General features: G+C 72.3%; 16 protein-coding genes. 2 read left to right on the top strand and 14 right to left on the bottom strand.

Annotated features, from left to right (window positions below):
• From AC57BS_RS10255 to purS, 3 genes are read right to left on the bottom strand one after another with little or no spacing between them, the layout of a single operon-like run.
• On the bottom strand, positions 1-444 hold the full coding sequence (locus AC57BS_RS10255; protein WP_496411347.1) for a DUF3817 domain-containing protein: 444 nt from the start codon (positions 442-444) through the stop codon (positions 1-3).
• Complete coding sequence (gene purQ / locus AC57BS_RS10250; RefSeq protein WP_496411346.1) at positions 441-1109, bottom strand: phosphoribosylformylglycinamidine synthase subunit PurQ; 669 nt, start codon at positions 1107-1109, stop codon at positions 441-443. Before purQ ends, AC57BS_RS10255 begins: the two co-directional genes overlap by 4 nt.
• Positions 1106-1390: a phosphoribosylformylglycinamidine synthase subunit PurS gene (gene purS / locus AC57BS_RS10245; protein WP_496411345.1), complete on the bottom strand. Its 285-nt coding sequence runs from the start codon at positions 1388-1390 to the stop codon at positions 1106-1108. Before purS ends, purQ begins: the two co-directional genes overlap by 4 nt.
• A 135-nt stretch (positions 1391-1525) precedes the next feature.
• Between purS and AC57BS_RS10240 the strand changes: the two genes are divergently transcribed.
• Entirely contained in the window at positions 1526-2359 is an 834-nt protein-coding gene (locus tag AC57BS_RS10240; RefSeq protein WP_496411344.1) for a DUF72 domain-containing protein, read from the top strand.
• 8 nt (positions 2360-2367) lie between these two features.
• Here the strand turns inward: AC57BS_RS10240 and AC57BS_RS10235 are convergent, their stop codons facing one another.
• The 7 genes from AC57BS_RS10235 to AC57BS_RS10205 all read right to left on the bottom strand — a co-directional run bounded on the left by AC57BS_RS10235 (position 2368) and on the right by AC57BS_RS10205 (position 7634).
• Positions 2368-3438, bottom strand: a complete 1071-nt coding sequence (locus AC57BS_RS10235; protein ID WP_496411343.1) for a hypothetical protein — start codon at positions 3436-3438, stop codon at positions 2368-2370.
• Positions 3439-3581: 143 nt separating this feature from the next.
• Complete coding sequence (locus AC57BS_RS10230) at positions 3582-3767, bottom strand: hypothetical protein (protein ID WP_496411342.1); 186 nt, start codon at positions 3765-3767, stop codon at positions 3582-3584.
• Positions 3767-5332: a long-chain-fatty-acid--CoA ligase gene (locus AC57BS_RS10225; RefSeq protein ID WP_496411341.1), complete on the bottom strand. Its 1566-nt coding sequence runs from the start codon at positions 5330-5332 to the stop codon at positions 3767-3769. Before AC57BS_RS10225 ends, AC57BS_RS10230 begins: the two co-directional genes overlap by 1 nt.
• A gap of 32 nt (positions 5333-5364) precedes the next feature.
• Positions 5365-5805, bottom strand: coding sequence for an SRPBCC family protein (locus AC57BS_RS10220; protein WP_496411973.1), 441 nt, complete (start codon positions 5803-5805; stop codon positions 5365-5367).
• Complete coding sequence (locus AC57BS_RS10215) at positions 5802-6707, bottom strand: phosphoribosylaminoimidazolesuccinocarboxamide synthase (protein ID WP_496411340.1); 906 nt, start codon at positions 6705-6707, stop codon at positions 5802-5804. The genes AC57BS_RS10220 and AC57BS_RS10215 overlap by 4 nt, the downstream gene beginning before the upstream one ends.
• Before the next feature lie 32 nt (positions 6708-6739).
• Complete coding sequence (locus AC57BS_RS10210) at positions 6740-7288, bottom strand: antibiotic biosynthesis monooxygenase (protein WP_496411339.1); 549 nt, start codon at positions 7286-7288, stop codon at positions 6740-6742.
• Between the two features lie 76 nt (positions 7289-7364).
• Positions 7365-7634, bottom strand: coding sequence for an acylphosphatase (locus tag AC57BS_RS10205; RefSeq protein WP_496411338.1), 270 nt, complete (start codon positions 7632-7634; stop codon positions 7365-7367).
• A 35-nt stretch (positions 7635-7669) separates the two neighbouring features.
• Here AC57BS_RS10205 and AC57BS_RS10200 point away from each other — a divergent pair, with 35 nt between their 5' ends.
• A complete protein-coding gene (locus tag AC57BS_RS10200) occupies positions 7670-9112 on the top strand; it encodes an MFS transporter (protein WP_496411337.1) in 1443 nt (480 codons plus the stop codon).
• A gap of 109 nt (positions 9113-9221) precedes the next feature.
• Here AC57BS_RS10200 and purB read toward each other — a convergent pair whose 3' ends face one another.
• The 4 genes from purB to AC57BS_RS10180 are packed head-to-tail and all read right to left on the bottom strand — an operon-like array spanning position 9222 to position 13748.
• On the bottom strand, positions 9222-10640 hold the full coding sequence (gene purB, locus AC57BS_RS10195; protein WP_496411336.1) for an adenylosuccinate lyase: 1419 nt from the start codon (positions 10638-10640) through the stop codon (positions 9222-9224).
• 3 nt (positions 10641-10643) lie between these two features.
• Positions 10644-11189, bottom strand: a complete 546-nt coding sequence (locus AC57BS_RS10190) for a ribonuclease FAU-1 family protein (RefSeq protein WP_496411335.1) — start codon at positions 11187-11189, stop codon at positions 10644-10646.
• Positions 11182-12468, bottom strand: a complete 1287-nt coding sequence (gene purD, locus AC57BS_RS10185; RefSeq protein WP_496411334.1) for a phosphoribosylamine--glycine ligase — start codon at positions 12466-12468, stop codon at positions 11182-11184. The genes AC57BS_RS10190 and purD overlap by 8 nt, the downstream gene beginning before the upstream one ends.
• Positions 12465-13748, bottom strand: coding sequence for an adenylosuccinate synthase (locus AC57BS_RS10180; RefSeq protein ID WP_496411333.1), 1284 nt, complete (start codon positions 13746-13748; stop codon positions 12465-12467). Before AC57BS_RS10180 ends, purD begins: the two co-directional genes overlap by 4 nt.
• Between the last annotated feature and the right edge of the window lie 99 nt (positions 13749-13847).

Here is a 13847-nt window from a genome sequence, read left to right as displayed (position 1 = left end):
TCACACGGGCGGGCCGACGACCAGGGCCACGCCGGTCAGGCCGAGCACGGCGACCAGACCGACCAGCGCACCCTGCGCAGGGCGGCGGACCAGCCAGGCGGCGAGCTTCTCGAGGAGCCCGCTCGGCGACTCGGTGCGCAGGCGCCAGCTGTCGCCGAGCATGCCGGAGCGCTCGGCGTACCGCTCGAAGGGCACGGTCGCGAACGGCGGCACCGCGGCGAGCAGGCCGAGGGCGAGTCGGCTGACCGGCCACCGCTGGTCGACCCACAGCAGCCCCGTGGCGAGGCAGTAGGCGATGAAGACGACGCCGTGCACCATGCCGAAGACCTGCACGCCGAGCTCGGTGGTCTCGGTGACGTACTTGAGGAACATCCCGGTCAGCAGCAGCGCCCAGGTGATCGCCTCGGCGACGGCGGCGCCGCGGTAGAGGCGGCAGGGGGTCATGCGAATGCGCGCTCAGCGAGCGAGGTGAAGAAGCCGAGCCCGTCGGTGCCGGGACCGGTGAGGTCCTCGACCGCGTGCTCGGGGTGCGGCATGAGGCCGACGACGTTGCCTCGCTCGTTGGAGATGCCGGCGATGTCGCGCAGCGAGCCGTTGGGGTTGTCGTCGAGGTAGCGCGCCACGACCCGGCCCTCCCCCTCGAGCATGTCGAGGGTGGGCTCGTCGGCGACGAAGCCGCCCTCACCGTTCTTGAGCACGATGGTGACCTCGGCACCGGCGGCGTACGCCTGCGTCCACGGGGTGTCGACGCGCTCGATGCGCAAGCGCTGGTCGCGGCAGACGAACTTGCGGTGGTCGTTGCGGATGAGCGCACCGGGCAGCAGGTGCGACTCGCACAGGATCTGGAAGCCGTTGCAGATGCCGAGCACGGGCATGCCCTTGCCGGCCGCCTCGACGACCGACGTCATCACCGGCGCGAAGCGCGAGATCGCGCCGCAGCGGAGGTAGTCGCCGTAGGAGAAGCCGCCGGGCAGCACCACGGCGTCGACGCTCCTGAGGTCGTCGTCGCCGTGCCAGAGCGCGACTGCCTCGTTGCCGCCGATGGTGACCGCACGACGCGCGTCGACGTCGTCGAGCGAGCCGGGGAACGTGACGACGCCGACCTTCATGCTCGACCGGCCTCGTGCGCGACCTCGGCCACCGAGTGCTCCTCGACGTGGACCTCGAAGTCCTCGATCACCGGGTTGGACAGCAGCGTCTCGGCAACCTTCTCGATCTCGGCGAGCACCGCGTCGGTGATCTCGCCGTCGACCTGGAGCTCGAACCGCTTGCCCTGGCGGACGTCGGTGACGAGGTCGAAACCGAGGCGGGGCAGTGCACCGAGCACCGCCTTGCCCTGGGGGTCGAGGATCTCGGGCTTGGGCATGACGTCGACGACGACTCGGGCCACGGGGTGCTCCTGGGTGCAGGGTGGAGACGGGCAGGTCCGAGTCTAGTGAGCCGCGCCGCGCCCGCGCGCCCCGGGCATGACGGTGGACGGAGCGGGTACGCCACAGGTGCAGCCCGACGTACGAGAGGAGCCGGCATGGCGCACATCGGGATCTCAGGCTGGCGGTACGCCGGCTGGCGCGGGGTGTTCTACCCGCCCGGCCTGCCCCAGCGCCGCGAGCTCGCGTACGTGGGCGAGCGGCTGACGTCCGTCGAGGTCAACGGGTCGTTCTACTCCCTGCAGCGGGCGTCGAGCTGGCGGGCGTGGGCCGCGGAGGTGCCCGACGACTTCGTCCTCGCCGTGAAGGGCCCGCGCTTCGTCACCCACATGAAGAAGCTGGTCGACGTCGAGGCCCCGCTGGGCACCTTCCTCGCGTCCGGGGTGCTGTCGCTCGGCGACCGGCTCGGTCCGCTGCTGTGGCAGCTCCCGCCCAACCTCGGGTTCCACCCCGACCGGCTCGCCGCGTTCTTCGACCTGCTGCCGCGCACCACGGCCGACGCGTCGGCGTACGCCGCTGCCCACCACGACGCGTCGAAGCTCAAGGAGCCGGCCGACACCGCGACGCCGACCGACCGTCCGCTGCGCCACGTCCTCGAGGTGCGGCACGCGTCCTTCCGCACGGCCGAGTTCTGCGAGCTCCTGCGCGCCCACGGGATCGGGATGGTCGTGGCCGACTCCGCCGGCACGTGGCCGATGTTCGACGAGGTGACCAGCGACGTGGCGTACGTCCGGCTGCACGGCGACACCGAGCTCTACGCCAGCGGCTACTCCCCCGCGGCGCTCGACCGGTGGGCGGAGAAGGTGCGGGGCTGGGAGGCCGACGGGCTCGACGTGTTCGTCTACTTCGACAACGACGCCAAGGTCCACGCGCCGTTCGACGCGATGGCCCTCCAGGAGCGGCTGGGCATCACGCCCGGGGGGAACGATTGAGTCGCCAGTCAGGGTCGTGAACGACCCAACGGTGCCCCGAGCCCTCGCTCCTCGAGAGCTGCATAGTGCTGCAGCATGATCTGCTCGCGCGCGGCCTCCTCCTCGTCCGGGATGAACAGCGTGGGCGCGGGTACGAAGGCACCGACCTGCCAACCGCGCTGAGCCGGCGGGAGCCACAGCGCGCGCCCCCGAGCGGCGGTCATCCGCTCGACCTGCACCTTCTCGGAGTCGCTGCCGACCACGGCGAACGTCTCCAGTCCGACGGCACGGAGGTCCGCATGACGCTTCTCGTCGCGCGACTGACGGGCTGCCGACCGGTGCGCGGCTCCGTTGAACTCGCCGCAGACCCCGGCCTCGACATCGAGGAGGTCCACGACCGCGAGCAACCGACCGGTCAGGTCGCGCACCTCGCGGTTCATCAGCGGGCGCGGGAAGCCCGCCGCCGACTCCCAGACCTGCATCATCTCGGACTCGCGCGGCGACCGGCACTCGGCGCACGCACGCTGGAGGGCGTACGACGCTGCCGGGGGCTGGCGTCGCTGGGTGTTCGCTGCCTCCCGCAGCCGTCCGAGGTCCACCACTCCGGCCGCCAGTGCCATGTCGACCATGACCCCCGCGCGGCGCCCGCTCGTCGCCCGCCGGACCTCGTGGAGGAGCGCCAGCTCACTCGGCACGCAACGGACCCCAGACCTGGTCACGGCTGCGGGCAGCGGCCCCCGGGTCCGTTCGACCACGACCTCCGGGGCGCGGAGCCGCGCCTCGTGGCGCAGCAGGACCGGCACGGGTAGAGGCGTGCGCCGATCTTGCGCCAGACCCTCGAAGTAGCGCGCGCCCGCCAGCCGCAGTGCCGCCCACCCGGTGACCAGCCCGTCGGGGCCCAGGCGGACGCCGACCTCGTACGCCCGCTGCTCCGGCGTCCGCGGGGTGCCGGCAGGCACGTGCCAGCCGCGTCCCACCTGCCGCCATGCGGCGCCGCGCAGCACGCCCGGCGTCGGGCCGGCACCGCCTTCGGTGCGACGGCGTACGGGTGCGACCAGTCCCGTCGGGGGCAGGGAGCAGGGATGCCAGTCTTCTTCCACGCCGATCGGATGCCCGGCCGGACAGGCTCCGACACCGTGCTCGGCCCACCTGTGGATGGCCACCGACGGGGAACGCTCGGGTCGCAGATCGGACGCACGCGCGACCCGACGGTTCCCCAGCCGTCGACGGCTGGGGACGTACGTCACTCCCGCCGGCGCGCCGCCACCAGCACCAGGGCGACCCCGAAGCCGGCGAGGATCGGCCCGAGGACCGCCCAGATCGACTGGTCGGTCATCACGCTGCCCTCGATGTAGCCCAGGCCCTGGAACGTCCAGATCGCGCCCATGACCACCATCAGCACGCCGAGCGCGATCCCGAGCGCGCGCATCAGCTCAGCTCGCGCTTGAGGATCTTGCCCGTCGCGGTCATCGGCATCTCGTCGACGAACTGCACGCTGCGGGGGTACTTGTAGCCCGCCATCTGCTCCTTGCCCCAGGCGACCAGCTCGTCCTCGGTCAGGGTGGAGCCCTCCGTACGGATGACGACGGCCTTGACCTCCTCACCGTGGCTCTCGTCCGGCACGCCGATGACGGCCACGAGGGAGACGTCGGGGTGGGCGAGGAGGACCTCCTCGATCTCACGGGGGTACACGTTGTAGCCGCCGCGGATGATCATGTCCTTGGACCGGTCGACGATGTAGTACCACCCGTCGGCGTCCTTGCGGCCGAGGTCGCCGGAGCGGAACCAGCCGTCGACGATCGCCTCGGCGGTGGCGTCGGGGCGACCGTAGTAGCCCTTCATGACGTTGGGGCCCTTGATGGCGATCTCACCCACGACGTCCTCGCCGTCCTCGAGGTCCTCACGCACGCCGGGCTCGGGGTTGATCAGCTTCATCTCCACGCCGGGGATGGGCTTGCCGATCGAGCCGACGCGCGCGGGCTCGCCCCACACGGAGAAGCTGGCGACCGGCGAGGTCTCGGAGAGGCCGTAGCCCTCGAGGATCGTCACGCCGAAGCGGCGCTCGAACTCCTTGTGCACCTCGATCGGCAGCGCCGAGCCGCCGGCGGCCGCGACCCGCATCGTGTCGGCGAGCTTCTGCACGTCGACGCCCGAGTCGTCGAGGGCGCCGAGGAGCCCCCAGTACATCGTCGGGACGCCGGCGAAGAAGGTGACGCCCTCCTTGTCCATCAGCTGCAGCGCGGGCCCGGCCTCGAAGCGGGGCAGCAGCACCACGGTGCCGCCGAACGCGAAGCCGGCGTTCATGATCACCGTCTGGCCGAACGAGTGGAACAGCGGCAGCACGCACAGCAGCGTGTCGGGGTTGTCGGCGTCGGCGCCGAACAGCTCGTCGCTGGCCATCGCGTTGGAGATCATGTTGCGGTGCATCAGCTCGGCACCCTTGGGCTGGCCGGTGGTGCCGGAGGTGTAGAGGATGACGGCGGTGTCGTCGCCGTCGACCTCGCGCGTCTCGAAGACCGGGGAGTGCCCCACCAGCGCCTGGCCCAGGGTCTGCGTGCCCTCGACCGGCGAAGCGCCGGCCGGGTCGGCGGTGATCATGAAGAAGTGGTCGCAGCCCTCGGCCTGCTCGAACCCGGCGTGGCCCTCCACGCCGATCGGCAGCTCGGGGGTGCCCTGGAAGCAGAAGTAGGCCCGCGCGTCCGAGTCGTCGAGGTGGTAGGCCACCTCGCGCCCCTTGAGCAGGACGTTGAGCGGCACCACCGTCGCCCCGGCCTTGAGGATCCCGTAGTAGACGATCGGGAAGTAGGGCAGGTTGGGGCAGCTGAGCGCGACCTTGTCGCCCGGCTCGATGCCGCGCGAGACCAGCAGGTTGGCGACCTGGTTGGCGGCACCGTCGACCTGGGCGTACGTCAGGCGCGTGTCGCCCAGCACGACCGCCGTACGGTCCGGGTGGGCCTGCGCGGTGTGTTCGAGGAGCGAGGAGAGGTTCGGCATGCCGCCAACCTACTCAGCGGTGGTGACGGCAGTCACCCATCGGCCCGCTGGGCGATCAGGCGACCGGCCTTGCGGAGGTCGGCCGCGATCGCGCGGCCGGCCAACAGGCCCGAGCTCACGGCGGCCACGGCGTACAGTCCCGAACCGGTCACCTCTCCCTCGGCCTGCACCCGGCAGCCGGTGCCGCGCGCGGTGAAGCGCAGGTGGAGTGTCGCCTCGACGCCGCGCCACGTGCCGCGCTCGGCCCACGTGCGGAATGGCACGAACTCGGTGACGACGAGGTGCGGCCGGACGCCGACCGCCGTGAGCTCGCTCCAGGCCTGTCCGAGGTGGGGCTCCTCGTCCGCCGGCACGTCGACGGAGAGCAGGCTGGACTGCCACTTCGGCCGGTTGCGGGGGTCGACGAGGTAGGTGAACGCCTGCTCCGCCGTGTGCGGGAGCTCGACGGCCGCGGAGAAGCGGCGGGTGGTCAGAACGACTCCCCGGTCAGGAGCTCGTACGCCTCGACGTAGCGCGCGCGGGTGCGCTCCACGACGGCGTCGGGCAGCGGCGGCGGGGCTTCGCCGGAGGTGCGGTCCCAGCCGGACTCGCCGGTGAGCCAGTCCCGCACGATCTGCTTGTCGTAGGACGCCTGCGCGCGGCCCGGCTGCCAGTCGTCGGCCGGCCAGAAGCGGCTCGAGTCGGGGGTGAGGACCTCGTCGCCGAGGATCGTCGCGCCTCCCTCGGCCGCCGGCCGGCGGCCGAACTCGAGCTTGGTGTCGGCCAGGATGATGCCGCGGTCTCGCGCCAGCGCGTGGGCCTTGTCGTAGACCTCCATCGTCAGCATCCGCAGCTCGGCGGCCGCGTCGTCGCCGACCTCCTCGACGACCGCCTCGTAGTCGACGTTCTCGTCGTGGTCGCCCAGGTCGGCCTTGGTCGCGGGGGTGAAGATCGGCTCGGGCAGCCGGCTGCCGTCCTGGAGGCCGGCGGGCAGCGGGATGCCGCAGACCTGGCCCGTACGCCGGTAGTCCAGCAGCCCCGAGCCGGTGAGGTAGCCGCGTGCCACGCACTCGACGGGGAACATCTCGAGGCGCTCGCAGATCACCGCCCGCCCTGCCACGGAAGCCGGCACGTCGGTCGAGACGACGTGGTTGCCGACGAGCCCGGACAGCTGGTCGAACCACCACAGCGACATCCGGGTGAGGATCTCGCCCTTGTCGGGGATCGGGGTGTCGAGGACGAAGTCGTAGGCCGAGATGCGGTCGCTGGCGACCATCAGCAGCCGGCCCTCGTGCTCACCGGCATCGACCCGGTAGAGGTCGCGGACCTTGCCGGAGTGGAGGTGCGTGGTGCCCTCGATCGCGGGGGCTGCGGGGATGTTCAGCTCGGCTGCCACGCGGCGAGCCTACCGAGGACGCCCGCCGGAGCTCAGCGGTGCAGCCACCAGCCCATCCGCCGGGTGACCCACGGCAGGAACACGTAGGTCATCAGCGGCGTCATGATCGTGGTCACCAGCACCACCCGCGGGACGATCGCCCAGTCCGCGATGCTGCGCGAGGCGACAAGGTTGGCCGTGAGGCTCAGCGGCAGGAACACCATGTAGATGACGACCATCTGCTTCCACCGCGGCGGGGCGGCGGGTGCGGCGCTGAGCAGCTCGACCGACGCCGGCTCGTCGAACCACCCCTCGATGCCGGTGCGCCGCTCGCGGCGCGACTCCACGACGTCGCCGGCAGCGGCCTCCAGCCACCAGGCGCGCTGGGGTGAGGCCTCCCAGGCGGCGAGGGACTCGGCGTCGGCGAAGCGGTAGAGCATGTGCCAGTCGGCCGAGTCGGCGCTGGGACGCACCCAGCCCGAGCCGAGGAAGCCGTCGAACTTCTCCGCCATCGACGTGCCCGCCTGCATCCACGCCAGCATCTGCGCGGTGTGGGACGGGTCGACGTGGCGGGTGACGGACACGGTGACGGGGGCGGACATGCCTCCCAGTGTCGGGCGCGCGGGCGCGCGCGGTGAAGCCGGCGGCGACGAGATCCCGGCCACGTGGGCGACCCGCTCAGCCGGTGACCTCGAACCGCGAGGCACCCGTGACCGCGGCCTCGCGGGCCGCGACGTCGCGCACCCGCGCCGACGGCGGTCCGTGCCGGCACCACTCGACGAGGGCGTCGACGGCGTCGTCCTCGCCCTCGGCGTGCACCAGCACGGTGCCGTCGACCTCGTTGCGTACCCAGCCGGTGACGCCGAGCTTCCGCGCCTGCTCCTGGGTGTGCCAGCGGAACGCGACGCCCTGCACCTGCCCGGTCACCCGCGCCTGGATCGCCTTCATGACCCGATCATGCCCCGGGTGCAAGGCTGTCGGCGATGAGCCAGCACGACCGCACGGACGCCGCACCCCGCGACGAGGAGGCGTACGTCCCCGACCCCCGCCGCTGGCGCGTGCTCGCGGTGTCCCTCGTGGTCGGCTTCATGTCCCTGCTGGACGTCACGATCGTCAACGTCGCCGTGCCCTCCATCCGCGCCGGCCTGGAGACGAGCACCGCGACCATCCAGTGGGTGGTGTCGGGCTACGCGCTGGCCTTCGGCATGACGCTCGTGGCCGGCGGGCGCCTCGGCGACGCCCACGGTCGCCGCCGGATGATGACGATCGGCCTCATCGGCTTCGTCGTGTCCAGTGCCGCGGTCGGCCTGGCGCCCGACGCCGCCTCGATCGTCGTCGCCCGGCTGGTGCAGGGCGCCAGCGCGGGACTGCTGACGCCGCAGAACTCCGGGCTCATCCAGCAGCTCTTCCGCGGCCCCGAGCGAGGCCGGGCGTTCGGGATGTTCGGCTTCACCGTGGCCGTCGCCTCGGCTGCCGGCCCCCTGATCGGCGGGGCGCTGATCGCGCTGCTGGGCCAGGAGGACGGGTGGCGGTCGCTCTTCCTCATCAACGTGCCCATCGGGCTGGTCGCGCTGGTGCTGATCCGCCGGCTGGTGCCCGACAACGACGTGGGCGCCGAGGCCGAGAAGGACCCGCGCGTCGACCTGGTCGGCGCGCTGCTGCTCGGGCTCGCGGTGCTGTCGGTCCTCTATCCGCTGATCAGCCTCGAGGGCGGTGCCGGCCTCCCGCTGGCCGGCCTGCTCGCCTTCCCGGCTCTCGCCTGGGCGTTCGTGCGGTGGGAGCGGCAGGCCGTACGCCGCGAGCGGCCGCCGCTGCTCGACGTCTCGCTCCTGCGCGGCCTGCCCGGCTATGCCAACGGCCTGCTCGTGGGCACGCTCTACTTCACCGGGTTCACCGGGATCTTCCTCGTGCTGTCGGTGCACCTGCAGGAGGGCGAGGGCTTCTCGCCGCTCGGGGCGGCGCTGCTGATGACGCCCTTCGCGGTCGGTGCGGCGACGACCTCACCGCTGGCGGGCAGGCTCGTGGGTCGGATCGGCCGCCGCGTCACGCTGGTCGCGCTCGGCGTGATGATGACGGGCACCGCCCTCGCCGCCGTGCTGGTGACCCAGCCGACCGACCGGCTGTGGTGGACCCTCGCGCCGGCGATGCTGCTCGCCGGGATCGGCGGCGGTGGCGTCATCTCCCCCAACTTCACCCTCACCCTCGCCGAGGTCCCGCCCCAGATGGGCGGCGCGGCCGGTGGCGCGCTGCAGACCGGACAGCGGATCGGGTCCGCGCTCGGTGCCGCGCTGCTGATGACCGTCTACCAGGCGGTGGGGACTCTCGCCTCCGCGCCGGTGGCCGCTCGGTCGGCCCTCCTCGCGGCGCTCGTGGTGCTGTCAGCGGCCTTCGCCGCCGCCGTACGGTCCTGGCGGCGCGGGGACTGACCCTCGCGCCGCTGCCGGGACCGACGAGCACCCTGCAGGCAGTTCGCGGCCGGGGCGGCCGGCCTGAGCGTCGCGGCGTGCCGTCACGGGGCGAACTGCCTGCGTGGTGTCAGAGGATGGCGCCGGGGACGTACGCCGCCGCGTCGGGATGGGCCGCCGCGAGCGCCTCGACCCGGGCGACGACCGCGCGGGTCTGGGCCACGGCGGCGCCGGTGAACTCGATCGGGTCGGCGACCAGCGCGTCGATCTGCTCGCGGGTCAGCCCCAGCCGCTCGTCGGCGGCGAGCTTGGCGAAGACGTCGTTGTCGGCCTGGCCGGCGCGCATGGCGAGCGCGGTGCCGACGGCGGCCTCCTTGATCGCCTCGTGCGCAGCCTCGCGGCCGACCCCGTTGCGTACGGCGGCCATCAGCACCTTGGTCGTGGTGAGGAACGGCAGGTAGCGGTCGAGCTCGCGCTGGATCACCGCGGGGAACGCACCGAACTCGTCGAGCACGGTGAGGAAGGTCTGGAAGAGGCCGTCGGTGGCGAAGAAGGCGTCCGGCAGCGCGACGCGGCGCACGACCGAGCAGGAGACGTCGCCCTCGTTCCACTGGTCGCCGGCGAGCTCGCTCACCATCGAGAGGTGGCCGCGCAGGATCACCGCGAGGCCGTTGACCCGCTCACAGGAGCGGGTGTTCATCTTGTGCGGCATCGCGGACGACCCGACCTGGCCCTCCTTGAAGCCCTCGGTCACGAGCTCGTGGCCGGCCATCAGGCGTACGGTCGTGGCGAGGTTGGAGGGCCCGCTGACCAGCTGGACCAGCGCCGCCACCACGTCGAAGTCGAGCGAGCGTGGGTAGACCTGTCCGACGCTGGTCATCGTCTGCTCGAAGCCGAGGTGGGCAGCCACGCGCCGCTCGAGGTCGTCGAGCTTGTCGGCGTCGCCGTCGAGCAGGTCGAGCATGTCCTGCGCGGTGCCCATCGGGCCCTTGATGCCGCGCAGCGGGTAGCGCGCGAGCAGCTCCTCGACGCGCTGCACACCGATCAGCATCTCGTCGGCGACGGTCGCGAAGCGCTTGCCGAGCGTGGTCGCCTGCGCGGCGACGTTGTGCGAGCGGCCCGCCATGACCGTGGCCTCGTGCTCGGCGGCGAGGCGGCCGAGGCGTACGAGCGCGGCGACGGCCCGGTCACGCACCACCTCGAGCGAGCGGCGCACCTGCAGCTGCTCGACGTTCTCGGTGAGGTCGCGCGAGGTCATGCCCTTGTGGATGTGCTCGTGGCCCGCCAGCGCCGAGAACTCCTCGATGCGGGCCTTCACGTCGTGGCGGGTGATCCGCTCGCGCGCGGCGATGGAGTCGAGGTCGACCCGGTCGATGACCGACTCGTAGGCCTCGACGACACCGTCGGGCACCGCGATGCCGAGGTCGCGCTGGGCCTTGAGCACCGCGACCCAGAGCTGGCGCTCGAGGACGATCTTGTGCTCGGGCGACCAGATCTCGGCGAGGTCGGAACCGGCGTAGCGGGTGGCCAGGACGTTGGGGACGCTCACGGCTCAGATCCTCCCATCCTGCGGCGACCAGTCGTCCCACGGTGCCCACCAGCGGTCGCCGCGGTCGAGCAGCTCGGCGACGTGCGCTGCCTCGGCGAGGGCGGCCAGCAGCTCGTCCTGCGCGATGCGCCCCGACGCCAGCGACGGGGCGAGGTCCTGCACGTCCTTCCACCTCCAGCCGCCGTCGGGATCGATGACGATGTCGAGCTGGAGGTCGTTGACGTCGACGCCGTCGGCGGTGCGGACGTACGGCGTCTCGAAGTTGACGTACCAGGAGAGGAAGGCGCCCTCGGCGTCGAAGAACTTCCACACGGAGTACCAGTCGCCGTCGCGTCGCAGCTTGAGCACGGTCGTGCCCTGCCAGGCGTCGAGGTGGCCCCACGGGTGCGGGACCGGGTGCTCGGGGAAGGACATCGGCGTGCCGTCAACCTTGACGCTCACCAGGATCGCGTCGTCGCTGACCACCCGCTCTTCCCAGGCGGCCCACTCGGCGCCGTGCAGCACCTCACGCACGCGGATCGAGGAGCCGGTCGCGAACCGTTCAGCCACGCGACGCCGCGCCCTCGACGACCCCGAGCGGCTCGGCGGCGATGTCGCGGCGCCACTGGGCGCCGGGGAAGCTGATGGAGGAGATGCCCTCGTACGCCTTGGCGCGGGCGTCGGCGACGTCGGACCCGATCGCGCGGACCGCGAGCACCCGACCGCCGGCGGTCACCAGTCTTTCCTCGCCGGTCGAGCCTGTCGAGACCCGCGCCGTGCCGGCGTGGATCACGTCGACGTCGTCCTCTACCGCGAGGGTCTCGGTGCCGATGACCACGTCCCCGGTGCTCGAGCCCTCGGGATAGCCGGCGCTCGCCATCACCACCGACACCGCGGCGCCCTCGGCGAAGGTCGGCTCGGGGACGGTCGACAGGTCGCCGGCGGCGGCGGCGCGGAGCAGCCCGCCGAGCGGGGAGGTGAGGAGCGCGAGCACGGGCTGGATGTCGGGGTCGCCGAAGCGGCAGTTGAACTCGATGACCTTGGGGCCGGCGTCGGTCAGCGCGAGGCCGACGTAGAGGCAGCCGACGAAGGGCGCGCCCCGCTGCCGCATCTCCGCGAGGGTGGGGGCGACGACGTCGGTCATCACGGTGTCGACGACGCCCTCGGGCAGCCAGGTGAGCGGGGCGTACGACCCCATGCCGCCGGTGTTGGGGCCGCGACCGCCGTCGAAGATGCGCTTGAAGTCCTGCGCCGGCAGCAGCGGCCGGCCGACGGTGCCGTCGCACACGACGAAGACGGAGAACTCCGGACCGTCGAGGAACTCCTCGACGACCACCCGCTCGCACCCGGCCGCGTGGGCCAGCGCCTCGTCGCGGTCGCTCGTGACGACCACGCCCTTGCCGGCGGCGAGGGCGTCGTCCTTGACGACGTAGGGCGCGCCGAACGCGTCGAGCGCGGCCGCCACCTCGTCGGGAGTCGTACAGGTCCGGGACCCGGCGGTCGGGACGCCGGCGCTCGCCATGACGTCCTTGGAGAAGGCCTTCGACCCCTCGAGCCGCGCGGCGGCTCGCGACGGCCCGAAGACCGCGATGCCCGCCTCGCGCACCGGGTCGGCGACGCCGGCGACTAGTGGCGCCTCGGGACCCACGACGACCAGGTCCGCGCCGATCGACGTCGCGAGGGCCGCGACGGCGGCCCCGTCCATCGGGTCGACGGGGTGGAGGGTGGCGACCTCGCCGATGCCCGGGTTGCCGGGGGCGGCGTGCACCTCGGTCACCGCGGGGTCCAGCGAGAGGGCCAGGGCGAGGGCGTGCTCGCGGCCACCGGTCCCGATCACGAGCGTCTTCACCCGTGCACGACCAGGGTCTGCTCGCGGCCGGGCCCGACGCCGACGCCCCAGATCTCCGCGCCCGACATCTCCTCGAGCGCCTGCACGTAGACCTGCGCGTTCTTCGGCAGCTCCTCGAAGCTCCGGCACCCGGAGATGTCGCTCTGCCAGCCGTCGAAGAACTCGTAGACCGGCTTGGCGTGGTGGAACTCGGTCTGCGTCATCGGCATCTCGTCGACCCGCTGGCCGTCGATCTCGTAGGCTACGCAGACCGGGATCCGCTCCCACGCGCCGAGGATGTCGAGCTTGGTCAGGAAGAGCTCGGTGAGGCCGTTGACCCGGCTGGCGTAGCGGGCGACCACCGCGTCGTACCAGCCGCAGCGACGCGTACGGCCCGTCGAGACGCCGATCTCGCCACCGAGCTGCTGGAGCTGCACGCCGTCCTCGTCGAAGAGCTCGGTGGGGAACGGGCCCGCGCCGACGCGGGTCGTGTAGGCCTTGATCACTCCGACCACGCGGTCGATGCGGGTGGGGCCGACGCCGGCGCCGACGCAGACGCCGCCGGCCACCGGGTTGCTGCTGGTGACGAACGGGTAGGTGCCGTGGTCGACGTCGAGCATGGTCGCCTGCGCGCCCTCGAAGAGGACGGTCTGCCCGGCGTCGAGCGCCTGGTTGAGCAGCAGCGAGGTGTCGCACACCATCGGCCGCAGCCGGTCGGCGTAGGACAGCAGCTCCTCGACGACCGCGTCGACCTCGATCGCGCGGCGGTTGTAGACCTTGGTGAGCAGGTGGTTGCGGACGTCGAGGGCCGCCTCGACCTTCTGCGTGAGGATCTTCTCGTCGAAGAGGTCGGCGATGCGGACGCCGACGCGGTTGATCTTGTCGGCGTACGCCGGGCCGATGCCGCGACCCGTGGTGCCGATCTGGTTCTTGCCGAGGAAGCGCTCGGTGACCTTGTCGATCGTCGCGTGGTAGCTCGCGATCACGTGCGCGTTGGCGCTGACCTTGAGGTCGGCCACCTCCACGCCGCGGGCGACGAGCCCGTCGAGCTCGCGGAAGAGCGCCTCCGGGGAGACCACCACGCCGTTGGCGATCACCGAGGTGGCGCCGGGCGTGAGGATGCCGCTCGGCAGCAGGTGGGTGGCGTACTTCTCGCCGTTGACGACGATGGTGTGGCCGGCGTTGTGGCCGCCGCTGGTGCGGACGACGTAGTCGATGGGGTCGGTGGTGGCCAGCAGGTCGGTGGCCTTGCCCTTGCCCTCGTCGCCCCACTGGGCGCCGAGCACGACGATCGCGGGCATCTCAGCCCTCCTCTGTCTCTTCGGCAGGTGATCCAGGAAATGCCAAAGCCCCGGCACAAGGCACCGGGGCTCTTGCGGCGCCACGCTACCGCACCAGTG

The organism is Nocardioides sp. BGA-UO-ETr-FS32, assembly GCF_059567905.1.
Note: the sequence above shows the minus strand (reverse complement) of the source record. Positions and strands in the feature narration are given on the sequence as shown.